At 68.7% G+C, this 22,986-nt stretch carries 25 protein-coding genes and 1 riboswitch; of the genes, 12 read left to right on the forward strand and 13 right to left on the reverse strand.

The window, feature by feature from the left end; genetic code table 11:
- The first annotated feature begins 56 nt into the window (after positions 1 to 56).
- Together metH and FHU13_RS03565 are read left to right on the forward strand one after the other, a co-directional pair.
- On the forward strand, positions 57 to 3,809 hold the full coding sequence (gene metH / locus FHU13_RS03560; protein ID WP_183434478.1) for a methionine synthase: 3,753 nt from the start codon (positions 57 to 59) through the stop codon (positions 3,807 to 3,809).
- Between the two features lie 143 nt (positions 3,810 to 3,952).
- On the forward strand, positions 3,953 to 4,165 hold the full coding sequence (locus tag FHU13_RS03565; RefSeq protein ID WP_183434479.1) for a hypothetical protein: 213 nt from the start codon (positions 3,953 to 3,955) through the stop codon (positions 4,163 to 4,165).
- 5 nt (positions 4,166 to 4,170) lie between these two features.
- Here the strand turns inward: FHU13_RS03565 and FHU13_RS03570 are convergent, their stop codons facing one another.
- Positions 4,171 to 5,385, reverse strand: coding sequence for a GNAT family N-acetyltransferase (locus tag FHU13_RS03570; RefSeq protein WP_183434480.1), 1,215 nt, complete (start codon positions 5,383 to 5,385; stop codon positions 4,171 to 4,173).
- Between the two features lie 195 nt (positions 5,386 to 5,580).
- Here FHU13_RS03570 and FHU13_RS03575 point away from each other — a divergent pair, with 195 nt between their 5' ends.
- Entirely contained in the window at positions 5,581 to 6,633 is a 1,053-nt protein-coding gene (locus FHU13_RS03575; protein ID WP_183434481.1) for a polysaccharide deacetylase family protein, read from the forward strand.
- 15 nt (positions 6,634 to 6,648) lie between these two features.
- Here the strand turns inward: FHU13_RS03575 and FHU13_RS03580 are convergent, their stop codons facing one another.
- Both FHU13_RS03580 and FHU13_RS03585 read right to left on the reverse strand, forming a co-directional pair.
- Positions 6,649 to 7,101, reverse strand: coding sequence for a hypothetical protein (locus FHU13_RS03580; RefSeq protein WP_183434482.1), 453 nt, complete (start codon positions 7,099 to 7,101; stop codon positions 6,649 to 6,651).
- Positions 7,102 to 7,210: 109 nt separating this feature from the next.
- The gene (locus FHU13_RS03585; protein WP_012453544.1) at positions 7,211 to 7,417 is read right to left on the reverse strand and encodes a DUF2842 domain-containing protein; all 207 of its coding nucleotides are present in this window, start codon (positions 7,415 to 7,417) and stop codon (positions 7,211 to 7,213) included.
- Between the two features lie 363 nt (positions 7,418 to 7,780).
- On the opposite strand from FHU13_RS03585, the gene FHU13_RS03590 reads away from it, so the two are divergent.
- Positions 7,781 to 8,926, forward strand: a complete 1,146-nt coding sequence (locus FHU13_RS03590; protein WP_183434483.1) for a COX15/CtaA family protein — start codon at positions 7,781 to 7,783, stop codon at positions 8,924 to 8,926.
- Positions 8,927 to 9,197: 271 nt separating this feature from the next.
- The gene (gene trhA, locus FHU13_RS03595) at positions 9,198 to 9,878 is read left to right on the forward strand and encodes a PAQR family membrane homeostasis protein TrhA (protein WP_183434484.1); all 681 of its coding nucleotides are present in this window, start codon (positions 9,198 to 9,200) and stop codon (positions 9,876 to 9,878) included.
- A gap of 203 nt (positions 9,879 to 10,081) precedes the next feature.
- Here the strand turns inward: trhA and FHU13_RS03600 are convergent, their stop codons facing one another.
- Entirely contained in the window at positions 10,082 to 10,342 is a 261-nt protein-coding gene (locus FHU13_RS03600) for a hypothetical protein (protein ID WP_183434485.1), read from the reverse strand.
- Between FHU13_RS03600 and FHU13_RS03605 the strand changes: the two genes are divergently transcribed.
- The 3 genes from FHU13_RS03605 (at position 10,323) to FHU13_RS03615 (ending at position 13,503) form a co-directional block, all read left to right on the forward strand.
- A complete protein-coding gene (locus tag FHU13_RS03605) occupies positions 10,323 to 10,508 on the forward strand; it encodes a hypothetical protein (RefSeq protein ID WP_183434486.1) in 186 nt (61 codons plus the stop codon). The two genes, FHU13_RS03600 and FHU13_RS03605, sit on opposite strands and share 20 nt — an antisense overlap.
- A 275-nt stretch (positions 10,509 to 10,783) precedes the next feature.
- Positions 10,784 to 10,889, forward strand: a riboswitch (TPP riboswitch).
- A gap of 73 nt (positions 10,890 to 10,962) precedes the next feature.
- Entirely contained in the window at positions 10,963 to 12,855 is a 1,893-nt protein-coding gene (thiC, locus tag FHU13_RS03610; RefSeq protein ID WP_183434487.1) for a phosphomethylpyrimidine synthase ThiC, read from the forward strand.
- Between the two features lie 300 nt (positions 12,856 to 13,155).
- Complete coding sequence (locus FHU13_RS03615) at positions 13,156 to 13,503, forward strand: flagellar protein FlaG (protein WP_183434488.1); 348 nt, start codon at positions 13,156 to 13,158, stop codon at positions 13,501 to 13,503.
- A 265-nt stretch (positions 13,504 to 13,768) separates the two neighbouring features.
- Here the strand turns inward: FHU13_RS03615 and FHU13_RS03620 are convergent, their stop codons facing one another.
- Complete coding sequence (locus FHU13_RS03620; protein WP_183434489.1) at positions 13,769 to 14,143, reverse strand: flagellar biosynthesis regulator FlaF; 375 nt, start codon at positions 14,141 to 14,143, stop codon at positions 13,769 to 13,771.
- A gap of 176 nt (positions 14,144 to 14,319) precedes the next feature.
- Between FHU13_RS03620 and FHU13_RS03625 the strand changes: the two genes are divergently transcribed.
- The gene (locus FHU13_RS03625; RefSeq protein ID WP_183434490.1) at positions 14,320 to 14,565 is read left to right on the forward strand and encodes a hypothetical protein; all 246 of its coding nucleotides are present in this window, start codon (positions 14,320 to 14,322) and stop codon (positions 14,563 to 14,565) included.
- A gap of 41 nt (positions 14,566 to 14,606) precedes the next feature.
- Here FHU13_RS03625 and FHU13_RS03630 read toward each other — a convergent pair whose 3' ends face one another.
- The 7 genes from FHU13_RS03630 to FHU13_RS03660 form a co-directional block, all read right to left on the reverse strand.
- Positions 14,607 to 14,744 carry a hypothetical protein gene (locus tag FHU13_RS03630; protein WP_183434491.1) on the reverse strand — a complete coding sequence of 46 codons (138 nt, stop codon included), beginning with the start codon at positions 14,742 to 14,744 and terminating at the stop codon, positions 14,607 to 14,609.
- A 184-nt stretch (positions 14,745 to 14,928) separates the two neighbouring features.
- Positions 14,929 to 15,243, reverse strand: a complete 315-nt coding sequence (locus FHU13_RS03635; protein WP_183434492.1) for a hypothetical protein — start codon at positions 15,241 to 15,243, stop codon at positions 14,929 to 14,931.
- A gap of 128 nt (positions 15,244 to 15,371) precedes the next feature.
- Complete coding sequence (locus tag FHU13_RS03640) at positions 15,372 to 16,001, reverse strand: metallophosphoesterase family protein (RefSeq protein ID WP_183434493.1); 630 nt, start codon at positions 15,999 to 16,001, stop codon at positions 15,372 to 15,374.
- Positions 16,002 to 16,072: 71 nt separating this feature from the next.
- Positions 16,073 to 17,188, reverse strand: a complete 1,116-nt coding sequence (locus FHU13_RS03645) for an energy transducer TonB (protein WP_409518473.1) — start codon at positions 17,186 to 17,188, stop codon at positions 16,073 to 16,075.
- A gap of 61 nt (positions 17,189 to 17,249) precedes the next feature.
- Positions 17,250 to 17,711 (reverse strand): protein TolR, encoded by a 462-nt coding sequence (gene tolR / locus FHU13_RS03650; protein ID WP_183434495.1) that lies wholly within the window; start codon positions 17,709 to 17,711, stop codon positions 17,250 to 17,252.
- 87 nt (positions 17,712 to 17,798) lie between these two features.
- On the reverse strand, positions 17,799 to 18,500 hold the full coding sequence (locus FHU13_RS03655; protein WP_183434496.1) for a MotA/TolQ/ExbB proton channel family protein: 702 nt from the start codon (positions 18,498 to 18,500) through the stop codon (positions 17,799 to 17,801).
- A 71-nt stretch (positions 18,501 to 18,571) separates the two neighbouring features.
- Entirely contained in the window at positions 18,572 to 19,066 is a 495-nt protein-coding gene (locus FHU13_RS03660; protein WP_183434497.1) for a Tat pathway signal protein, read from the reverse strand.
- A gap of 630 nt (positions 19,067 to 19,696) precedes the next feature.
- On the opposite strand from FHU13_RS03660, the gene FHU13_RS03665 reads away from it, so the two are divergent.
- A complete protein-coding gene (locus FHU13_RS03665) occupies positions 19,697 to 20,128 on the forward strand; it encodes an Hsp20 family protein (protein WP_183434498.1) in 432 nt (143 codons plus the stop codon).
- Positions 20,129 to 20,321: 193 nt separating this feature from the next.
- Positions 20,322 to 20,606, forward strand: coding sequence for a DUF1150 family protein (locus tag FHU13_RS03670; protein ID WP_060769275.1), 285 nt, complete (start codon positions 20,322 to 20,324; stop codon positions 20,604 to 20,606).
- Positions 20,607 to 20,698: 92 nt separating this feature from the next.
- On the opposite strand, the gene FHU13_RS03675 is transcribed toward FHU13_RS03670, so the two are convergent.
- The gene (locus FHU13_RS03675; RefSeq protein ID WP_183434712.1) at positions 20,699 to 21,454 is read right to left on the reverse strand and encodes an alpha/beta hydrolase; all 756 of its coding nucleotides are present in this window, start codon (positions 21,452 to 21,454) and stop codon (positions 20,699 to 20,701) included.
- Positions 21,455 to 21,621: 167 nt separating this feature from the next.
- Here FHU13_RS03675 and FHU13_RS03680 point away from each other — a divergent pair, with 167 nt between their 5' ends.
- Positions 21,622 to 22,851, forward strand: coding sequence for a glycosyltransferase family 4 protein (locus FHU13_RS03680; RefSeq protein WP_183434499.1), 1,230 nt, complete (start codon positions 21,622 to 21,624; stop codon positions 22,849 to 22,851).
- The last annotated feature ends 135 nt before the right edge of the window (positions 22,852 to 22,986 follow it).

Genomic DNA, 22,986 nt, shown 5'->3' on the forward strand with positions numbered 1-22,986 from the left:
ATCGAGCGGATGCCATCGGCTCCGCCGATGCTCATGCCGATTGCCCGAGAGACCCGATGATCACCTTCCCCCCCGTCGACGGCACCGAGATCGAGCGCGCGCTGCGCCAGCGCGCCTCGGAAAAGATCCTCGTCCTCGATGGAGCGATGGGCACGGTGATCCAGCGCCTGAAGTTCACGGAAGAGGATTTTCGCGGGGACCGCTTCAAGGATCACGGGCACGATCAGAAGGGCAACAACGACCTCCTGATCCTGACGCAGCCCGACGCGATCCGGCAGATCCACCTCGACTACTTCCTCGCCGGCGCCGACGTCTGCGAGACGAACACGTTCTCCGGCACCACGATCGCCCAGGCCGATTACGGCATGGAGTCGATCATCCACGAGCTGAACGCCGAAGGCGCAAGGCTCGCCCGGGAGGCCGCCAAGCTTGCCGAGGAGAAGGACGGTCGCCGCCGCTTCGTCGCCGGCGCCATCGGCCCGACCAATCGCACGCTGTCGATCTCGCCGGACGTGAACAATCCCGGCTATCGCGCCGTCACTTTTGACCAAGTGAAGCAAGCCTATGTCGAGCAGGTCCGCGGCCTGATCGACGGCGGAGCCGAACTCATCCTGATCGAGACGATCTTCGACACGCTGAACGCCAAGGCGGCCATCGCCGCCGCGTGGCAGGTCTTCGACGAGACCGGCATCCGCCTGCCGATCCAGATCTCCGGCACGATCACCGACCTCTCCGGCCGGACCCTGTCGGGCCAGACGCCGGGCGCGTTCTGGAACTCGCTGCGCCATTCGAGCCCGCTGACCTTCGGCCTCAACTGCGCGCTCGGCGCCAAGGAGATGCGTGGGCACATCGCCGAACTGTCTCGCATCTGCGACACGCTGGTCTGCGCCTACCCGAATGCCGGCCTGCCCAACGAGTTCGGCCTCTATGACGAGAGCCCGGAGGCGATGGGCAAGCTCGTCGGCGAGTTCGCTGAGAGCGGTCTCGTCAACATGGTCGGCGGCTGCTGCGGCACCACGCCGGACCACATCCGCGCCATCGCGGAGGCCGTCGCCGACAAGGCCCCGCGAAAAATCCCCGAGATCCCGCGCCTGATGCGGCTGTCGGGCCTGGAGCCCTTCGTCCTCACGAAGGAGATCCCCTTCGTGAACGTGGGTGAGCGCACCAACGTCACCGGATCGGCAAAATTCCGCAAGCTCATCACCAACGGCGACTACGCCGCCGCGCTCGATGTCGCCCGCGATCAGGTCGCGGCCGGCGCCCAGGTGATCGACGTCAACATGGACGAGGGCCTGCTCGACTCGCAGAAGGCGATGGTCGAGTTCCTCAACCTCGTCGCCGCCGAGCCGGACATCGCCCGCGTGCCGGTGATGGTCGATTCCTCGAAGTTCGAGGTGATCGAGGCCGGCCTGAAATGCATCCAGGGCAAGCCGATCGTGAACTCGATCTCCATGAAGGAGGGCGAGGAGAAGTTCATCGAGGCCGCCAAGATCTGCCGCTCCTACGGTGCGGCGGTGGTCGTCATGGCCTTCGACGAGCAGGGCCAGGCCGATTCCTACGAGCGCAAGGTCGAGATCTGCACCAAGGCCTACAAGATCCTCACCGAGCAGGTCGGTTTCCCGCCGGAAGACATCATCTTCGACCCCAACATCTTCGCCGTCGCCACCGGCATCGAGGAGCACAACCCCTACGGCGTCGCCTTCATCGAGGCGACCCGCACGATCCGCGAGACGTTGCCCCACGCCCACATCTCCGGCGGTGTCTCGAACCTGTCCTTCGCCTTCCGCGGCAACGAGCCGGTGCGCGAGGCGATGCATGCGGTGTTCCTGTTCCACTGCATCAAGGCGGGCATGGACATGGGCATCGTCAACGCGGGCCAGCTCGCGGTCTACGACGAGATCCCGGCGGAGCTGCGCGAACTCTGCGAGGACGTCGTCCTCAACCGGCGCGAGGATTCCACCGAGCGCCTGCTGGAAGCCGCCGAGCGCTTCAAGACCGGCGCCTCGGCCCAGGCCAAGACCGCCGATCTCACGTGGCGTGAAGCCCCGGTCGCGAAGCGCATCGAGCACGCGCTGGTCAACGGCATCACCGAGTACATCGTCGCCGACACCGAGGAGGCGCGCAAAGAGGCCGAGCGCCCGCTCCACGTCATCGAGGGCCCGCTGATGGCCGGCATGAACGTGGTCGGCGACCTGTTCGGATCGGGCAAGATGTTCCTGCCCCAGGTCGTGAAGTCCGCCCGCGTGATGAAGCAGGCCGTGGCCTACCTCGAACCCTTCATGGAGGAGGAGAAGCGGGCCAACGGTGGCGACGGCCGGCGTCAGGCCGCCGGCAAGGTGCTGATGGCGACCGTGAAGGGCGACGTCCACGACATCGGCAAGAACATCGTCGGCGTCGTGCTCGCCTGCAACAACTACGAGATCATCGATCTCGGCGTAATGGTGCCGGCCGCCAAGATCCTCGAGACGGCCAAGCGCGAGAATGTCGACATCGTCGGCCTCTCCGGGCTCATCACGCCGTCGCTCGACGAGATGGTCCATGTGGCCGCCGAGATGGAGCGCGAGGGCATGGAGATGCCGCTGCTGATCGGCGGCGCCACCACCAGCCGCGTCCACACGGCGGTGAAGATCCACCCGGCCTACGCCAAGGGTCAGGCGGTCTACGTCACCGATGCGAGCCGCGCCGTCGGCGTGGTGTCGAGCCTGATCTCGAAGGAGAGCCGCGGCTCCACCATCGAGCGGGTGCGGGCCGAGTACGCCAAGGTCGCAGACGCCCACCGCCGCTCGGAAGCCGACAAGCAGCGCCTGCCGCTCGCCAAGGCGCGCGCCAACGCCTTCAAGGTGGACTGGTCGGGCTACGCTCCGAAGAAGCCCAGCTTCACCGGCACCCGCGTCTACGGCTCCTACGAGGTGGCGGATCTCGTCCCCTACATCGACTGGACGCCGTTCCTGCAGACCTACGAGTTCAAGGGCCGCTACCCGGCGATCCTCGACGATCCCGAGCAGGGCCCGGCGGCGCGCGCCCTGTTCGAGGACGCGCAGGTGATGCTGAAGCAGATCGTGGAGGAGCGCTGGTTCAACCCGAAGGCGGTGATCGGCTTCTGGCCGGCCAACAGCATCGGCGACGACATCCGGCTCTATACCGGCGAGAGCCGGCAGGAGACGCTCGCGACCTTCCACGGCCTGCGCCAGCAGCTCTCGAAGCGCGACGGGCGGGCCAATACCTGCATCTCCGACTTCGTGGCGCCGGCCGAGACCGGCATCGCCGACTATGTCGGCGCCTTCGTCGTCACCGCGGGGCTGGAAGAGGTGCGCATCGCCGAGCGCTTCGAGCGGGCGAACGACGATTACCGCTCGATCCTGGTCAAGGCGCTCGCCGACCGCATCGCCGAAGCCTTCGCCGAGCGGATGCACGAGCGCGTCCGCCGGGAGTTCTGGGGCTACGCGCCCGACGAGAGCTACACGCCCGACGAGCTGGTGCACGAGAAGTACGACGGCATCCGGCCGGCGCCGGGCTACCCGGCCCAGCCCGACCACACCGAGAAGGTTCAGTTGTTCGATCTGCTCAAGGCGGAGAGCCGCATCGGCGTGAAGCTGACCGAGTCCTATGCCATGTGGCCGGGCTCCTCGGTCTCGGGCCTCTACCTCGCCCATCCGGAGGCGCATTACTTCGGCGTCGCCAAGGTCGAGCGCGACCAGGTCGAGGACTATGCGCTCCGCAAGGGCATGGACATCGCCGAGGTCGAGCGCTGGCTCGGGCCGATCCTCAACTACGATCCGACCCGCTACCTCAAAGCGGCGGCCGAATAGGGCACGCCGAATAGGTCACACCTGGCGCGGGATCGCACACGGACGCTCCCGCGCCGTGACTTTTCCCTTGCCGAGGGATGGCGGGGCGCGGCACGCCTTGCATCCGACCCGCGGGGCTGCCCCGCCCTCGACAGGAAGTCCCGATGCGCCCCACGCTCCTTGTCCTCGCCGCCGTTCTCGCCTGCGGGCTGTCGGCCTGCAACAGCACCGATTCCGGCGGCCCCGGCCTGTCCTCCGCCTTCGAGACCAGCAACTACCGCCAGTCGTCCGACACCAACGGCACCCAGACCCGCCGGGACGTGAACCGCGCCTACACGCAGCCCTCGCTGCCCTCCATCATCAACCGCGGCTACTGATCGCGTCAGGCTCCGGCCACGGACCGCCGCAGCCGTCGCAGGCTCCGGGCCGCCGCCCAGAGCCGCGGCGAGCGCTTGATCCGGTGCTTGAGCCGCACCGCGAGCCGTGAGGCGAGCGCGAGCGCGTGGCTCGCCGGGCTTACCGGCACGGTCTGCTCCACGAGTTCGATGGTCTCGTCGCAGGTCTTGGCCTTGTAGCCCGCCTCCCCGACGCCGAGGTCGAGCGCCCTGCGGCCCCGTGCGGCCTGATCGCCGACCAGCCGGTGCAGCAGGATCTCGCCGGGGCTGAACCGGCCGAGTTCGGGGTCGGTGTCGAAGGAGGTCCACATCCCGCAGAAGCGGGCGCCGTCCACCGCGCCGCCGAAGGTCGCCAGGATGCGCCCGCTCTCGCTCGCCACCAGGGCGTGGACCTCGATCGCCGGGGTGCCGCCCGCCGCACCCGGCGCGGTCGCGGCGGCGACGAAGCGGCGGATCGCCTCGTCCGCATAGGGGTCGGCGACGCCGAGATCGGCGAAGCGCGCGGCCTTCTGCGCGTAGAACGCCGCCTGGATCTCGGCCGCCGCCTCAGGCGTCCCGGCGACGCGGTGCTCGACGGATCCGAGGAACTCCACGAGCTTGCGCTCCTTGGCCCGCAGCTTCTTGCGGGTATCGCCGCTGAAGACCCGGCGCAGGGTGGCCTCGGCGTCGGGCCCGAGCAGCATGCCGTAGGCGTCGCTCGGGGCGGGCAGGCCGCCCCCGGCCAACGGGTTCGGGGTTCCGTCCCAGAAGCGCGGCTGGTTGCGGAACATGAAGACGTCGATGCCCGCCGCTCGCCCGGCCTCGACCAGCGCCGCGGTCAGATCCTCGGCCGGCATCGCCGCCGCCTCGCGGGAGGCGAAGAGAGGCATGTGGAAATTGGCATGCCGATCGCCGATCACCCGCGCGACCCGCAAGGGGCCGCGGCGCCCGACGGTGAGCGGGATCAGCACCCGCGCTCGCCCGAGCGCGTCGCGGAGCACGAGGATGCGCGCCGCCTCACCCGCATCGATCCCGGCGCCGAGAAAGGCCGCCACCCAGTCGAAGCGTTGGTAGGGGGTCATCAGGACCGCAGGATCGGTCTCAAGCTCCCGCCACAGCCCCTCGACCGCGACGAGGTCGGAAAAAACCTCGGCGGTGAGGCCGCCACGGCCGCGCGCCGCCGCACGCGCGGTCTGCCCCAGTTCCTCAGCGAGAGCCACCATGCCCATTGTCCCCGGCGCCTGCGCCCGTCACCCGCAGGCTGCGCGAAATATCGGCGCGATCCTGCCTGCCTCGTCCTCAAGCGCCGGTTGACGCGGGTGCCCGATCTACGGGGATGGGTAACGAAAGCTTTTTGCGTCCGCCTCTAGGCTTAAGGCGATGCCGGGACCGTCCGGTGCTTCGAGCCTTGACGCGCCATGCTGTCGCCCCGCACCCGACACCGCCTGTTCCGCGCCGGCTTTCGGGCCATCACCGCCACGGGCGCCGACCGCTGGCTCGCCCCCGCCACCCGCGGGCGCGGCGTGGTCCTCACCTTCCACCACGTGCGCCCCGAGCCGGTGCCGGGTTTCGCGCCGAACGCCCTCCTGTCGATCACCCCCGCCTTCCTCGACCGGGCGCTGACGGGGCTGGCCGCCCGCGGCTTCGAACTCATCAGCCTCGACCAAGTCCCAGAGCGGCTCGCGTCTCCGGTGGGCGGGCGCCCCTTCGCCGTGCTGACCTTCGACGATGGCTACCGCGACAATGTCGAGCACGCCCGGCCCGTCCTGGCCCGGCACGGCGCGCCCTGGACGCTGTTCGTGACGAGCGACTTCGCCGAGGGACGCGGACGGCTGTGGTGGGTCGAGCTGGAGCGGGCGATTGCCCGGCTCGATACGGTGCGGCTCGGCTCCGGTCTCGTTCTCCCGGCTCGCACCGATGCGGAGAAGACGGCTACGTTCGAGACGGTTTACCGGATGCTCCGCGCTGGACCGGAGGCGGTGCTGCTGGAAGAAATCGCGCGCCTGTGCCGCGCGGCCGGGTTCGATCCCGGCGGCCTTGCCCGCGAACTCTGCCTCACGTGGGACGCGCTACGCGACCTCGCCCACGACCCGGCCATCACCATCGGCGCGCATACGCTCTCGCACCCGATGCTCGCCAAGCACGAGGCCACCTTCGCGGAGCGGGAGATCGCTGAGAGCCGGACGCGGATCGAGGCCGAGCTGAACCGCCCGGTGCGCCACCTGTCCTATCCCGTCGGAGACCCGACTTCGGCCGGGACGAGAGAGTTCGAAACGGCAAAAAGACTCGGCTTCGCCACCGCGGTGACGACCCGGCCGGGCCACCTGTTCACCGAGCACGCGAACCATTGCCACGCCCTGCCGCGGGTCTCGGTGAACGGGCTGCACCAGAGCGAGGCGGCGCTGGCGAGCCTACTCTCCGGCGTGCCCTTCCTGGCCTGGAACCGCGGGCGGCGGCTCAACGTGGCGTAGAGGGAAGGACCACCGTCAACGACGGCTACGGCGCGAGCGCGTCGAGCCGCCCTCCGACTCCGCCGCCCCGGCATCGGCGCTGCCGACATCGAAGCTGGCGACGGCCCGGCCGCGGCGGCCGGAGCGCCGCCCCCGGCGACGCACCGGCTCGACATCGGGCTCCTCGATCGAGGGAATGCCGGGGATCGTCGCAGTCGAGGCGACCGATGAGGTGCTGGAGGCCGCGTCACTGCCGCTGCCGCTGACGTAGCCGCCGCCGCTCGCGACGTTCCGGGCCGGCGGGCCGAACATGGCGAGGCACTGGTTGTAGGCGAGGTCGTTCTTCAGCCGCTCGCATTCCGCCATCGAGCGCGGCGTCCCCTGAGCTGCGGCATTGTGCGCGACGACCGGCGCGGCGAGCATCACGAGCGAGGCGGCGAGGAGGTGCGGTCGGAACGAAAGCGCGGGACGGCGCGGGGAGGGGCGCATGGGCAGCGGGCGACCTTCGGAGACGAACCTTGAGCGTAGGACGTCCCGCCTTCTCGCCAGGGAGTGCGGCGAAAAAAGGGGCCCCCTGTGTTCGACCGCGTCCGAATCTCTAATCGTCCGCCCGATCCATCCAGCGGATCAGCGGCATCAGCGGGAAGATCCAGGCGATGCCGAGGATCGAGTAGATCACCGTCTGCACCGCCGGATGGGTTTCGGAGATACGGCTGTCGGCAAGCGCCATGGCGAGCGGCGCGTAGACGATCACGAAGGCCAGGATCCCGAAGGTTCCGAGCAGGGTGCGCGTGCGGCGGCGCATGGGGGCCTTCGATCTCTCGCGTCGGGACGGCGCGCCGGTCCGGGCGCCGAAACGGGTCGTACCGGTCCTGTCCGGGCGCCGCAATGCGGAGAGCCTGCGACACGCGGCAATCACTCGAAGTCGCGTGAACGGCTTCGCGGCACGAAGAGCGCCACGCGAAGCGGGCCGCGGCTCCGATGAGGCGTCGAGCGGAGCGATAGCCTGAGCCTGCGGAGGCGGGCGCCGGCGTTTGAGGCCGGCAGGAAGCAAGGATCGCGTCGCGCGAGCGCCCGACCTGCGTCATAGGCCGCGTTGCGCGCTGGCCCCCGCTTCCCGTAAGCCACAGCCGAACGTTCCCGGCCGCCGGACCTGACGCGCGAGACCATGAGACTGTCGACAAACCCGCACCTCGATCGCTTCGACGCCGTTCCGGCGGCCTCGTACCGCCCCGGACACGGCGCGGTGCGCGCGTGGCTCTATCTGCTGGCCGTGCTCGTGGTGGCGATGGTCGCTATCGGCGGCGCGACGCGGCTCACCGGTTCAGGCCTCTCGATCACCGAGTGGCGGCCGGTAACCGGCGTGGTCCCGCCGCTCAGCGCCGCCGACTGGGCGGTGGAGTTCGACAAGTACCGCGACACGCCGCAGTACCGCATCCTCAACCAGGGTATCGGACTCGACGGCTTCAAGACGCTCTATTGGTGGGAATGGGGGCACCGCCTGCTCGGGCGGATCGTCGGCCTCGTGTTCTTCCTGCCCTTCGCGTGGTTCTGGGCCCGCGGCATGCTCGGGCGCCGCCTCCTGCTCGGCCTGCTCGGCCTCGGTCTGCTCGGCGGCCTTCAGGGCGCGATCGGCTGGATCATGGTGGCCTCGGGGCTCCAGCCCGGCATGACGGCGGTGGCGCCGCTCAAGCTCGCCCTCCACCTCACCACCGCGAGCCTGATCCTCGCCGGCCTCGTCTGGCTCGCCGCCGGCACCCGCGCCCGGGCGCTCGCCCCGGCGCCCGAGCCGATGCGGCTCTTCGCCGGCCTGCTGCCGGTGTTGGTGCTGATCCAGATCTGGCTCGGCGGCCTCGTCGCCGGCTCGAAGGCGGGCCTCCTCTACAACACCTGGCCCGACATGGACGGCGTCCTCGTGCCACCGGCCGGGGTGCTGTTCGACAAGGTGCCCTTCATCGAGAACTTCATCGACAACCTCGCCCTGGTGCAGTTCAACCACCGCCTCTTCGCCTATCTCGTCGTGCTGGCGGCCATCGCCCACGCGATCCAGGCCGTCCGTGCGGCGCCCGGCAGCGCCGCGGGCCGGGCGATGGGCGTGGCGGCGCTGGCATTGGCGCAGATGGGCCTCGGCATCCTCACCCTGCTCCTGCAGGTGCCACTCTGGGCCGGGCTCGCGCATCAGGTCTTCGCCATGGCGGTGTTGATCATGGCGACCGTCCATGCCCGCCTCAGCCTGGGCGTGCCTGCCGCCTCCGCGCCCGACACCGGGGCGGTGCCGATCGGCCTGGAGACGCTCGCCGGCCGCGGGATCTGAGACACCTCCGCATCGTCCCATCCGATTGGCGTGAAACCTGCCTCGCTCGCTGGGCAGGGTCACGAAACCGTCGCCATCTGTCCTGATGCTGGAAAACAGCACCGCGGCCGACCGCGGCGCAGCATAAAATTCGGCTTATCTTGCGGCGCAATCGATGGATGCCAGTCGTCGCAGCGGCAATTTCGGTGGAAGACGACGCGCTCGGTAGTTCGCCGATGGAACGACTCGCCGCACGATAGAATTGGATACCTCGCCAACACAGGAGCAGAGGATGTTTCTGGCCGAGGACGGACGCCCGATCGCGTTGACCTGGAACTACACGCCCGGCGAATTGCGGGCGGATGGTGCGGTCCACATCGCAGGTCTCGTTCTCGGGATTCTCGGCGCGATCTGCTTGGTCGCCACCGCCACTTTGACGCATCTCGGTTGGATCGAGCGGGCCTCTCTGCTGGTCTATGCCGCCGCGATGCTGGCCATGCTCGGTGCATCGGCCGCCTACAACATGTGGCCGGTGAGCCCGCGCAAGTGGATCCTGCGCCGCCTCGACCACGCCTTCATCTACCTGATGATCGCCGGCACCTACACGCCGGTGGTGGCGCTGGTGGGCTCGGGTCCCGTCGCCTGGATCCTGCTCGCCCTGATCTGGACGGTGGCGCTCGCCGGCATCGCCATCAAGATCCTGATGCCCGGCCGCTGGGACCGGGTCTCGATCGTGCTCTACCTGATGCTGGGCTGGAGCGGCGTGCTCGCTTACGAATCGGTGATCTCGGGACTCACCCCGTCAGCCCTCGGATTCCTCGCCATCGGCGGCCTGCTCTACTCGGTGGGCGTGGTGTTCCACGTCTGGCGGAGCCTGCCGTTCCAGAACGCGATCTGGCACGGTTTCGTGCTCGCCGCGACCGCGTGCCATTACGGGACGATCATGGCGAGCGTGCTGCACGTCGGGGCGTGAGTTCCAAGGCAGAGCCCTAACGGACGCTCTCCAATCCCTCAAGGTCGTCCTTCCGGGGCCACGTAGTGGAACCCGGAATCCATCCGTGATGCGCCGCTTATGCATCGCGTCGAGGCCCGCCATGGATTGCACGCCTCCGGCGCGCCCCTTCGGGTCCTGGTTCGCTGATCAGCGCCCCGGAATGGCGATCGTTGAATCTCGTTTCAGGCCGGCTCGGAGATGCTGCTGCCCTCGCCGAGCGTATCCGAGGCACGCTCGACCGCGCTGATCGCGTCGAGCAGGTGCTGGACGCTGCGCTCCACCTCGATCCGCGGCCGGTCCATGTTGGCAGCCCGCGCCACCAGCCCTTCGAGCTGATCCAGCACGACCAGAAGGTCGCCCGCGACGGCCGCCACGTCGCAACCGGCGCGGGCCGGTCTCGCGGGGGCAGGGCGGCGGAAAGGGATGATCGTGCTCATCGCCATCGTGTGTCGCGAAAAGGCGGGCGCATGGCCACCCGCCGACCGGGCGTCATCCACACCCAAGCCGCGGCTCGCGGTCGCCAAAGGGGAGTTCCTGCCGCAATTGGTGAGTTTTTCGTCGAAAGCATGGCTCGGATCCGCAGAACCGGGTCAAGCTTTCGCGCCGTGACACAGGGCGACCGCTTGAAGCGCTCTCCCTGATTCCATCTCGGCCTCAATCGCCGGCGGCCGCCTCCGCGGCCTCAGGCTTCCGCTCCGCTCGACGCCTCAACAAAAGCCGAGGCCCGCTCCGCGCGGCGCTCTTCGCGCCGCGAAGCGGCTCACGCCGCTTCGAGCGGCGCCCCTGCCGTGACAGCCGTCCCCTTCCGAAACGGAAAAATGTTTCCTCCGAATCGGCCCGTCGTGGCGATGCATTGACAAGGATCGCGCCGAGGCAGAGGCTGGAATCGTTCCGAGGGGGGCCCCGAAAGGGGGCTGAGAGTGGGCTGGCGCCCTGACCCTTGAACCTGATCCGGCTCGTACCGGCGGAGGGACGGGAACCAGTGGCCGCTGCTCGAAGCAGCATCGGCCATCCGCACCATCGTCGGGACCACGGGTCGTCTCCCACTTCAGGAGCGACAGCGATGAACGCACCCGTCCGTCCCAAAGATCTCCCCAGCGGCAGCCCTGCCAGCGTCACCACCGGCCCGGTCCAGGGCTCACGAAAAGTCTACGCGCAGGCCCCCGGCCGCCCCGACATCCGCGTGCCCTACCGGGAGATCGCCCTCTCCGATCCGAAGGAGGAGGCCGTGCGGGTCTACGATCCGTCGGGCCCCTACACCGAGACGGATGCGGCCATCGACCTCGAGAAGGGGCTGGCTCCGGTGCGCGAGCCCTGGATCGTCGGCCGCGGCTACGCCGCGGTCAAACCCCGTGACGTGAAACCGGAGGACAACGGGTTCGCGGCCGCCGACAAGCTCGTCGCCCCGTGCCCCGCCGAGCGCACGATCCGCCGAGCCGAAGCCGGCCAGATGGTGACGCAGTACGAGTTCGCCCGCGCCGGGATCATCACGGAAGAGATGATCTACGTCGCGCATCGCGAGAATGCCTGCCGCGAGCAGATGCTGGAGCGCGCGGAAGCCGCTCTCGCCGACGGCCAGAATTTCGGTGCGGCGGTGCCGCCCTTCATCACACCGGAATTCGTGCGCGAGGAGGTGGCCCGGGGCCGCGCCATCATCCCGGCCAACATCAACCATCTCGAACTCGAGCCGATGGCGATCGGCCGCAATTTTTTGGTGAAGATCAACGCCAATATCGGCAACTCGGCGGTGACATCGTCCGCTGCCGAGGAAGTCGAGAAGCTGGTCTGGTCGATCCGCTGGGGCGCGGATACGGTCATGGACCTCTCGACGGGGCGCAACATCCACAACATCCGCTCGTGGATCGTGCGCAACGCGCCCGTGCCGATCGGCACCGTGCCGATCTACCAAGCGCTGGAGAAGGTCGGCGGCGACCCGCTGAAACTCGATTGGGAAGTCTTCAAGGACACCCTGATCGAGCAGGCCGAGCAGGGCATCGACTACTTCACGATCCATGCCGGCGTGCGGCTCGCCCACGTGCCGCTCACCGCACGGCGCACCACCGGCATCGTCAGCCGCGGCGGCTCGATCATGGCGCGCTGGTGCCTCGCCGGGCACCGCGAATCGTTCCTCTACGAGCGGTTCGACGAGATCTGCGACATCATGCGGGCCTACGACGTGTCGTTCTCGCTGGGCGACGGCCTGCGTCCGGGCTCGATCGCGGATGCCAACGACGCGGCCCAGTTCGCTGAGCTGGAGACCCTGGGCGAACTCACCAAGATCGCCTGGGACAAGGGCTGCCAAGTCATGATCGAGGGCCCCGGCCACGTGCCGATGCACAAGATCAAGGTCAACATGGAGAAGCAGCTGCGCGAGTGCGGCGAGGCGCCGTTCTACACGCTCGGCCCGCTGACCACCGATATCGCCCCGGGCTACGACCACATCACGTCGGGCATCGGCGCGGCGATGATCGGATGGTTCGGCACGGCGATGCTCTGCTACGTCACGCCGAAGGAACATCTCGGCCTGCCGAACCGCGACGACGTGAAGACCGGCGTCATCACCTACAAGATCGCCGCGCACGCCGCCGACCTCGCCAAGGGCCACCCGGCCGCGCAGCTGCGCGACGACGCCCTCAGCCGCGCCCGTTTCGACTTCCGCTGGGAGGACCAGTTCAACCTCTCGCTCGATCCGGACACGGCGCGTGCGTTCCACGACGAGACGCTGCCGAAGGACGCGCACAAGGTCGCGCATTTCTGCTCGATGTGCGGCCCGAAATTCTGCTCGATGAAGATCACGCAGGATCTGCGCGCCGACGTGCTCGCCATGGAGGAGGCCGGCGTGGTGCTGGGCCAAGCCAAGCCCCTCTCCGACGAGGAGCGGAAGGCCGGCATGGCGGCGAAGTCGCAGGAGTTTCTGGCGGAGGGCGGCAAGCTCTACGTCGACGCGGCGGAGTAAGAGGGCCTCACGAAACGCCCGGCCGCCGATCGTCTCCCCTTCGGACGCGGCGGCGCGGCAGGCGTTTTGTGAGAGACACTGAACGACGCGTTCAAGAACGGGATGGCCGCTCGACGGGGCGACCATCCTTGGAAAACAGGTTTGCCGGCGCATTTTGCGAAAAGTCTTCAGACCATCTTAACCGATCCGTGAGGCTGGCGGCCGTTCCCGGGGGACAAGCGGCGAGCCTTAAGACTCCGGTAGCGATGCGCGCAATCTTCTGAGGTCCGGCCTCGCGCCGAAACCCGAAGGAATGCAGCCATGGACCCGATCAGGGCTGCGGCCTCGACGCCGCCCGTCTCGACCACCCCCGTCACCCCTGTCCGCCCTGTGGCGGACACCGATCGCAACGAGGCTTCCACCTCGCGCGTGCTCGACCCCGCGGTCACCGTCGCGGTGAGCCCCGAGAACACGGAAGCGAAGCCGTCCGAGCCGGAACGGCGGGCCTATATCCGCGACGCGGAGAGCAAGAGCCTCGTTTTCCGAGTCACCGATCCGCAGACCGGCGACGTGGTGATGCAGATTCCCGACGAGGTGATCCTCAAAGCGCGGGCCTATGCGCGGGAAACGACGCCGTTCCCCGGCGAACGCCTCGCCAAAACCGCCTGATACGGCTTCCGGTTGATGGCTTCGGTGCCCCCCGTCATTGCGAGGCGGAGCCGAAGCAGTCCAGGGCGCGACCTCTCCGGACCATGCGGAGGACTGGATCGCTTCGGCTCCGCCTCGCGATGACGGGGAGTGGCAAACCCGAAGCGATCAAGCGGAAGCTGTATCACAAAACTCCCGGCCACCGACCGTTTCCCTCGCTGTAAGCGACTGTGCAGCGGGAGTTTTGTGACAGCCACTAACCCGGCACAGGCCCCGAACCGGATGCCTACGCCCCCGGCCCGGCATCGCCCTGGAGACCGGCGGCGATGTGGTTGTTGAGCGAGACCAGGGACGCGATCTTCTCCGCCGTCGGTTCGATCATCGTGTCCACGATTGTGTGGAACACATAGGCCGAGAGTTGGGCCATGCCGTTGCGCACCTCGAGCGGGAGCGGGCTGCTCGGCTCGGTCGCGGCGGAGGCCAGAATCGTCCAGACTCGCTGATTGAAGTTCAGGGCCTCGTTGAGAGCGGGTCCCATCTCGGCCTTGGGCCCGAGCGCCTGGAGACGGCCGGCAGCCTTCAGCAGAACGGCGGCTTCGGCTTCCCGAGGCGAGAGCGCCACGCGCGCGACTTTCGCGTAGGCATTGGCCGCATACTGCATGATCGGAGTTCTCCCTGCACCGCCCTCGGCCGGTCGCAGGCGAATCATGCATCCGCTTTGTTAAAAGCGGGTATGCAAAGGTTCTGCCCCATTGGCGCCCCGAAAGGGAGTGAGTGCTTCGCCGTGGCCGGCCTTGTCGCCAAGCCGCGCCGCACCGGGTCCGGAACCCGCTTCAGATGACGAACTTCTTCCTCGGATTGATGGCCGGCTGCATCATCGCCGGCGTCGCCACCATCACTGCCGCGCGGCATCCGACGGTGCAGTTGCGGCTGGGGCTGGTACCGCCCGCTCAGGCGGCAGTCGTACCGCCACCGCGCCCCGAGACGACACCCCAATGCCCGGCCCCGAAGGCCGCCGCCATGCCCGTCGGCAAACCAGAGATGCTGTTCTCCCGCAGCCGACTGTGGTCGGTCGCGCCGTGAGCGTCTCGCCCTGAAATGGGCCTTTCGTCCGTCGCGGCGTGTCAGACGCTGCTGAGCAGGAACATCACCATCGTCGTCGCGACCGTGCTGCCGAGGAAACCGCACAAAGCCGCGGTGAAGGACGGACCGGTCCGCATTTCGACGGCGGGCTGACGGAAGGTGCTGTCGCTGGTGATCATGGCAGAGTCCTGAGGCAGATGAGAGGTTTCGTCCGGCGTGGGGCGAGGGTTTCGTTGCGGAGAATCTGCGCCTTAAGGCAACGCTTCGCGGTGCGGGACCACACCCGTCCCCGGGGTGATTCCGGCTTTCGCAACACCGCGTTGCGTCATGTCTTGTCGGTCGGAAGCGGGGTTTAAGTCCCGATCAGTCGCAGCGGTTCACGCGCTTGGCGACGCGCAGGGATCGGAGTTCGCTGCGCAGGTCGATCGAGACGATGTCGGCCCCGCAATCCTCGAACGCGTCCTGCGCCTCGTTGTAGCGATCACCGATCTCGTCGAGCGTGTCGCAGACCCGGTCGTGGTTGCCGAGCCTCGCCTCTTGGCGGGCCTGATAGCGCAAGGCGCTGGCCTCTTGGATCTTGCGGCGGCCGTCGATACAGCCGGGCGCCGCGAGCGCGGAGGAGATGAGGGAGACGCCGACGAGGGAGGCGAGAGCGGTGTGTCGCATGAGGTGACGCATGGGCAGACCGACGCTGGTTCGACCGAAGTCATGGAAAGGTTAAGGATCGCTCGACACGCGGGCCTCACAGTGTCGTCACTGCCGCCGCCGTTGCATCGCCGTCCGTGTCGGTCTTTTGAACGGTGACGCTAAGCCGATGGTTCCGAAAGCCGTTGACCGGATCTGCGCCGTTTCTTGGCGGAAGCTTCGGCCGCTTCGGACTTCATCGAACGCCCCTGCGCCCCGGCGGCATCCTCTCGGTCGAGACCTTGCCCGCCACGGCCTCGGCGGGAAACGAGGATCTGGTCGAGGGTGACCGGATGCAGGCCCTGCGCATCGACACCGACATCGTATTGGCGCGGGATCGGCTTGAGCCGGCCGTGGGAATGGCCGTGCAGGTTGATCGTGCCCCGGCCGAGACCGTTCCAAGTCCGGAAGGCGTAGTGACACAGCACGAGCCGGCGGCCCTCGACCTCGGTCTCGGCGTAATGCGCCACCGAGGCCCAACCGGATGCCGACAGGGTGGCGGGGCCGTCATTGTTGCCGACGATGAGGTGCTTGCGGCCGTGAAGCGTGTCGAGCAGGGCCACGATACGTTCCGGCGGCGGACCGAGGGCGAAGTCGCCGAGATGCCAGACAGTGTCCTCCGGGCCGACGACCGCATTCCAGGCCTCGACCAACGCCGCATCGTGCGTCGGAAGATCGGGGAAGGGGCGCCGGTCGATCCGCAGGATCCGCGGATCGCCGAAATGCGTATCGCTCGTGAAGAAGACCGTCATCCGCCGCGCCGTCCGCTGTGAGCGGGACAACGCGGCGGATCGGAGAACGGTGCCGGCCTTCGGCCTCGGGATCAGCGCCCCGGGCTGAAGCGCAGCGGCACGGTGACGGCGAGGCTCGGCTGCGTGACCCCGGCAGGGGCGGGCGGAAGGCTGCCGCGCACCGCCGCGAGCGCGGCGCCGTCGATGGCGCCGACCCCGCTGCTGCCGACCACGGCCGCGCCGCTCACCGCGCCGGAGCGGCTCACGGTGAAGCGCACGGTGGCCACGCCGCCGCTGGTTCCAGCCGCAGCCTCGCGGTTCATCCGGCCGCGGATCGTTGCGGCGATGGAGCCCTTCCAGGCGGCCATGGCATTGGGGTCGCTGGCCGAGGCGGCCGCACCCGTCGCGCTCTGGCGCGAAGTGGCGGCGGAGTTACGCTGCGCATTGCCGGCTTGCGCGGCCTGTGCGCGCCGGGCGGCGTCGCGCTCGGCCTTCGCCTTGGCCGCCTTGATCCGCGCTTCCTTCTGCGCCTCCTCGCGCTTCTTCTCCAAGACCTCCTGGCGGCGCGCCTCGCGCTCGGCCTCGCGCTTCTTCTCCAGCGCGGCCTTGCGGCGCTCCTCGATCTTGGGATCGGGCTTGGGCGGCTCGGGCTTCGCGGCCACAGGCGGGGGCGGAGCCAGCGGCTCGGCCTCCTGCGCCTCGGACGTGATGATCTGCTGCTCCTCCGGCGGCGGGGGCGGCGTGTCGGGCGGCACCTCCGTGATGGCCTCCGGCGGCGGAGGCGGCGGCTGGACCTCCTCCGGCATCACCTGCGTCATCTCGGTGGGCGGGGGCGGCTGCACCTCCTCCGGTGCGACCTGCGTCATCTCCGGAGGGGGCGGAGGCGGCACCTCCTGCGGCGTCTCGACCGGCTGGGCCGTCTCGGGCTCTCCCTCGGGCTTGGCCTCCTCGGGGACCGCCTCGGACTGCGCCATCTCGGCGGGCGCCTGGGTTTCGGCCTCCATCATCTGCGGCGCGAGATCGATCGTGATCTCCTGATCACCCGCAGGAGAGGGCGGTGTCAGGTGCAGATAGGTGATGCCGATCAGCCCCGCGGCGTGCAGGGCCAGGGCCAGGGCGAAGGCGGCCGCGAGACGGCCCTGGCCACCTCCCTCGGAAGGACCCGAGGGAAGCCCGTGACCGGTATGAGCGGGCAGGGGGGCAGGCATCGGAGCCGGCATCGGCGGCATGGGAGCGGCCCTCGGGGCTGGCTTGGGAGCGGCCATCGGCTTAACGGGCGGCCCCTGCGGCCGGCGCGCCGCCACCCGACTGGGCGATCAGCGAGACCTTGGTGAAGCCCGCCTGGCCGACGAGGCCCATCACCTCCATGATCTTGCCGTAGGGCACGTCCCGGTCGCCGCGCACGAGCACGACCTGATCCGGGTTCTCCGCCTTGAGCTGCTTCAGCCTCGGCAGGATCGTCTCCGACGTGAAGCCGTCCTTGGCGATGAACGGATTGCCATCCTTATCGATGGAGACTTCGAGCGGCTTCTGCGACTGCGCCACCTTGGCGGCGGTCGTCTTCGGCAACTGCACCGGCACGCCCGTCGTCATCAGCGGCGCCGCGACCATGAAGATGATCAGCAGCACCAGCATCACGTCGACCATCGGCGTGACGTTGATTTCGGACATCGGCGTCGCGTCGAGGCCGTCCTCGTCGTCACTCGCCGAACGAACGGTTCCCATGGCCATGCTTTCGCCCTCCCGGGCGTCGGCGGCGGCCCGCCGGACCGGGCGGGCGTCGCGTCGAGGGTTTCGGGGTGTTGCGCGTGGAAAGACCTACTCGGCCGCGGCGGCGCGGGCGTGGGGCCCACGGTCGCGGGCGAGACGGTTGCCGAGCACCGCGATGCAGGAGACGAAGCCCGACTGGATGCGGGCGACGTCGCCGGAGAGCTTGTTGTAGGCCATCACCGCCGGGATCGCGACGACGAGGCCGATGGCGGTGGCGAACAGCGCCTCGGCGATACCGGGGGCCACCACCGCTAGGCTGGTATCCTGGCTCTTCGCGATCGACGAGAACGAGTTCATGATGCCCCAGACGGTGCCGAACAGGCCGACGAAGGGAGCGGTGGAGCCCGAGGTCGCCAGCAGCGGCAGGCCGGCCTGAAGACGCTTCACCTCGATAGCGAGGGTGCCCTTCATCGCGCGCTCGATCCGCTCGCGGCGCTCGGCCCGGCTCTCGCTGGAATCCTGGTCGCGCCACGCGTCGAGCCCGGCCTTGACCACGTGGCCGGCGATGCCCTTCTGCCCCGTATCGATGGTGCCTTCCGAGCGCACCATCGCCTCGAAGGCCTTGGCCTGCCGCTTGGCGGCGGAGAGCCGCACGATCTTCTCGAACACCACGGTCCAGCAGGCGAGCGAGGCCACCACGAGCAGAATCATCACGCTTTTGACGATCGGGTCGGCCTGAAGGAACAGGCCGATGAACGACATGTCGTGGGCTGTAGCGACCGCCTCGGCGGGCACGGACGTCGGATCCATGTGTGACTCCTCGTGGCTCCAATGGTCGTCCGTCCGGCCCGGCTGAGCCGGTGGAACGGACGCGTTCCGCCTCAGCGATCGAAGGCGGCCGATGTCTTGCTGGTGGGCTCGATCCGCTCCAGGCAGGTCTCGCGGGTGGCGTCGCCGCCCTCGCAGGCGAGCACGTCGTTGAGCAGCAGGCGGCCGACCTTCGGGCAGGCGAGGCCGGCGAAGTCGAAGAGCCGGACCACGGTCTTCTTCTCCTGGACCGGTCCCAGTTCGACGGCGAGGCGCTTCTGGGCGACACCCTCGGTGTCGAAGGCGAACAGATCGACCTTGAGCGACTTCAGCGCGGGGCCGCGGCTGTTGTCCACGAGCATGTAGGTGCGGCAGGCATCACCTGCGGGCTCGAGACGGTTCAGTTCGATCTTCAGGGACGGGGCCTCCGACTTGGCCGCAGGGCTTACGTCTTGCGCAGCCGCGCCGGACGTCGCGGCCGTCATCGAGGCGGTCAGGGCCGCGAACAGGACGAAGCCCACGCGAAGGCGCTCCCCGATCCCGCTGTATGCCAGCATTGCGCGCCCCATACCCCAGCCTCCTTGAATCACGACGATCTCATCTCCCCAATCTCGCGGCGCTCCGGCGGATCCGGAGCAGCCGCTTGACCCGATGGCGGAAGGACTGCGGCCGTCCCGCCGAGGTCCATTCTGCCCGGGTTTCCTCACCCTAGGTTTCGACAGCGCTGGCAGGCGCTGTCCTGGGGCTTCGATCACCGCGACCTACTCCCCGGCTACGCGGCGATTTGCGGATACAGCAAAGGTCACGCCCGGTGCCCCCCGCAGCACCGTGTAACGTTTCCGGCGTGCCTATCCGACAAGCAGGGGGATGATCAAGGTTTGCCAAGAATTTAAGAGTAATTCCAAACTATTAGCGGAAGCTGGTCGCGGCTTCCGAAGCTGCCCATTTATCCCGGTTTAGATTGCCGCTTTATCCCACCCCTGTCCGGAGCCGGCTCGCGCATGTCGGGATGGTCGCGAGTTGCACGATCGTAGGCTGACCGCCCCTGCCGCCGGTTGCAGCAACCCTTGATCGATGTGCCTCCGCTTTCCATATCCCGTGTCAAGAGCGCTGCCGAAAGGCGGGCTCGACACCGCAGGGTGCCGCCACGGGCTCGACGTCGCTCGATCCCCAGGGCCTTGCCGGAGGTTTGAGTGACGATGACGCGGCCGTCTCCGTTCGGATATCCGTTCCTGCTCGGCTTCGACGAGATCGAGCAGGCCCTCGATCGGGTCTCGAAGGCCGCGAGCGACGGGTACCCGCCCTACAACATCGAACGCATCAGCCGCAGCGAGCGCGAGCCCGAACGCTTGCGCATCACGCTCGCGGTCGCCGGCTTTACGCAGGATCAGCTCGACGTCTCCTTGGAGGAGAACCAACTGGTCGTGCGCGGGCGGCAGGTCGATGACAAGTCCCGCCAGTTCTTGCACCGCGGCATCGCGGCGCGGCAGTTCCAGCGGGCCTTCCTCCTCGTCGACGGTATGGAGGTGCTGGGGGCGGAACTGTCGAACGGCCTGCTGTCGATCGATCTCGCGCGTCCGGAGCCGGAACGGATCGTGCGCAAGATTGCGATCGCCGCCAAGGATCCATGACAAGGATCCGTGACACGGGTCGCTGACGCAGGCCCCGGTCGGCGCAACGCCGACGCGATGTGAACATCACCGCGTCGATGCGGCGCAGACCGCACCGGTCCATCGCCCGGACCTCGATACCAACCCGGATTTGTCGCCGCCGATACGCGGGACCATATCCGCTTCAACGCTCTGCCTCGGAAGGAGGGCATTCATGACCAACGTCACGACGACCGATCTGACCATCGACACGACCGCCACGCCGGCCATCGATCCGGCGGAGTTCGCCGCGCTGGGCGAGGGGCACATCGCCTATGTCCGCCCGATCCGCTCGGACGAGGTGCGCAGCCTGTTCCCACAGGCTCCCGAGATGAGCCCCGGCCTCGACCTGTTCGCACTGCTCTCGGCGAGCGGCGCGCCGATCCTGCTCACCGATTCCCGCGAGGTTGCCGTGGCGAACGCCATGGCCCACCAGCTCTACCCGGTGAGCCTGCACTAAAACGTCGTCCCGAAAGGCGGCCACCGGCTTTCGGAAGAAGACGATGCAAAAACGAAAGGCCAGCGCATCCCCGCCGGAGGGCGGGGAGCGCCTCAGGCCATCGCCGCGACCGTGCGCACGAGGAGGTCGATATCCTCGGGCCGCGACAGGCGGTGGTCGCCATCCTTGATCAGCGTCAGCCGCGATCCCTGTGCGGGCAACCGCTCCAGAATCCGCAGGGCATGGGCATAGGGCACGTCCGGATCGGCCATGCCCTGGAGGATGTGGACCGGGCAGCCCGGCTCCAGGGGGGCGTCCAGCATCAGGTGGCGCCGCCCGTCCTCGATCAGCGCCATGCGGATCGGGTCCGGCTTCGGGGCATAGGGCGTCTCTCGATACCACACGCCATCTTGCTCCAGGGCCTGCCGGACCTCCGGCGGGAAGACGTCCCACATCAGCGCCTCGGTGAAGTCGAGAGCGGGCGCGATCAGCACCATCCCACCGACCCGCACCCTGCGCCACGCTCGCTCGCGGGCGACGAGGCAGGCGATCCAGCCGCCCATCGACGAGCCGACGAGGATCGGCTGCTCGTTCGCGTAACGGTCGATGACGGCACAGGCATCGGCCAGCCAGTCGGAGATCGTGCAGTCCTCGAAGCGCCCCTCCGACTCGCCGTGCCCGGAATAGTCGAACCGCACCATGCGCCGGCCGCTTTGCGCGGCCCAGGCGTCGAGGGCAGCGGCCTTCGTCGCCCGCATGTCGGAGCGGAAGCCGCCGAGCCAGACCACGGGCGGTCCCTCACCCTCCCGGATCCGCACTGCCAGCCGGCGCGGAGACGCCCCCCCGACATCGAGTGTCACGACGGGCATCGCGCCCAGTGAGGTTTGCGGATGGGGCACGGGCTGGGACACGGGCGCGGAAATCCTGTGATTCTGAAACAAGCCGACGACGCTTCGTTTACCGAACCGTAAAGCCGCGGGGACGATCCTTACCCGATGACCCACTTCCAAGCGACCGTCCCGCCTCGGGTGACGCGATGAACGGGGGCAGCCCGTCCGGCGGCCCGGTGCAGTTGTCCGAGGCCTCCCCGCTGGCGGGGGTCACGGTTCTGCAGATCATCCCGGCGCTGGAGGCGGGGGGCGCCGAACGCACCACCGTCGATGTGGCGGCGGCGCTGGCAGAGGCCGGCGCGCGGCCGCTCGTGGCCACGGAGGGCGGGCGGCTCGTCGGCGAGCTGCAGGCCAAGGGCGGGATCTGGGTGCCGTTCCCGGCCAATACCAAGAACCCCCTCGCCATGGCGCTCAATGTTGAGCGCCTCGCCCGGCTCTGCCGCCGGGAGAACGTGCAGATCCTGCACGCCCGCTCCCGCGCTCCGGCCTGGGTGGCGCTGGGCGCGGCGCGGCGGCTGAAGCTTCCTTTCGTGACGACCTATCACGGCAGCTATTCGGGCCGGACCAGCGTCAAGATCCTCTACAATTCAGTGATGGCGCGGGGCGACGTCGTGATCGCCAACTCGCACTACACCGCCGACCTGATCCGCCGGACCCACCCCGACCAGGCCGGGAGCCGGATCAGCGTGATCCATCGCGGCACGGATCTCGCGGCGTTCACGCCCTCCGCGGTTTCGGCCGCGCGGGTCGAGAGCCTGCGCCGGGCCTGGAACGTGGCGCCGCACGAGCGGATCGTGCTGCTCGCGGCCCGCCTCACCGCGTGGAAGGGCCAGCGCGTGCTGATCGAGGCGGCCGCTCGTATGCGCGACCTCGGTCTCACCGACTTCGCCGTCGTGCTCGCGGGCGATCCGCAGGGACGCACGGCCTACGAGCGCGAACTCGACGCCCTGATCGAGGCACGCAACCTGGCGGGCATCGTGCGCCGGGTCGGCCATTGCACCGACATGCCGGCGGCCTTCCGCGCGGCCTCCGTCGTCGCGGTGCCCTCGGTGGAGCCCGAGGCCTTCGGCCGCTCGGCGGTGGAGGCGCAGGCGCTCGGCATCCCCGTGGTCGTCTCCGATCTCGGCGCCGTGCCCGAGACGGTGCTGGCGCCCCCCGATGTCGAGCCCGGCCAGCGCACCGGCTGGCGGGTTCCGCCGGGCGATGCCGCGGCACTCGCCGAGGCCCTGAAGGACGCGCTGTCGCTGGGTGCCAGCGCCCGCGACGCCCTTGCACGGCGGGCCCAAGCCCATGTCGAGGCGAATTTCTCGCTTGATCGAATGATCGAGGGCACCCTCAACGTCTACGCGGATCTTCTGAACCGGGTGAAAACGTGACAGGGTGAACCGAAATCAGTCCCATGAGTTGACTCGGCAAGAAGATTTGCCAAGTTAGTGCCGTCCGGCCGAGCCGGATCAATCGGTGGCCGGGGCTCGCCAGACGCGGTGGCTCTCAGGCTGCCGTTTTGTCGT

Origin of the sequence: Methylobacterium sp. R2-1 (assembly GCF_014191355.1) — a bacterium.
In the GTDB taxonomy this organism is placed as follows: domain Bacteria; phylum Pseudomonadota; class Alphaproteobacteria; order Rhizobiales; family Beijerinckiaceae; genus Methylobacterium.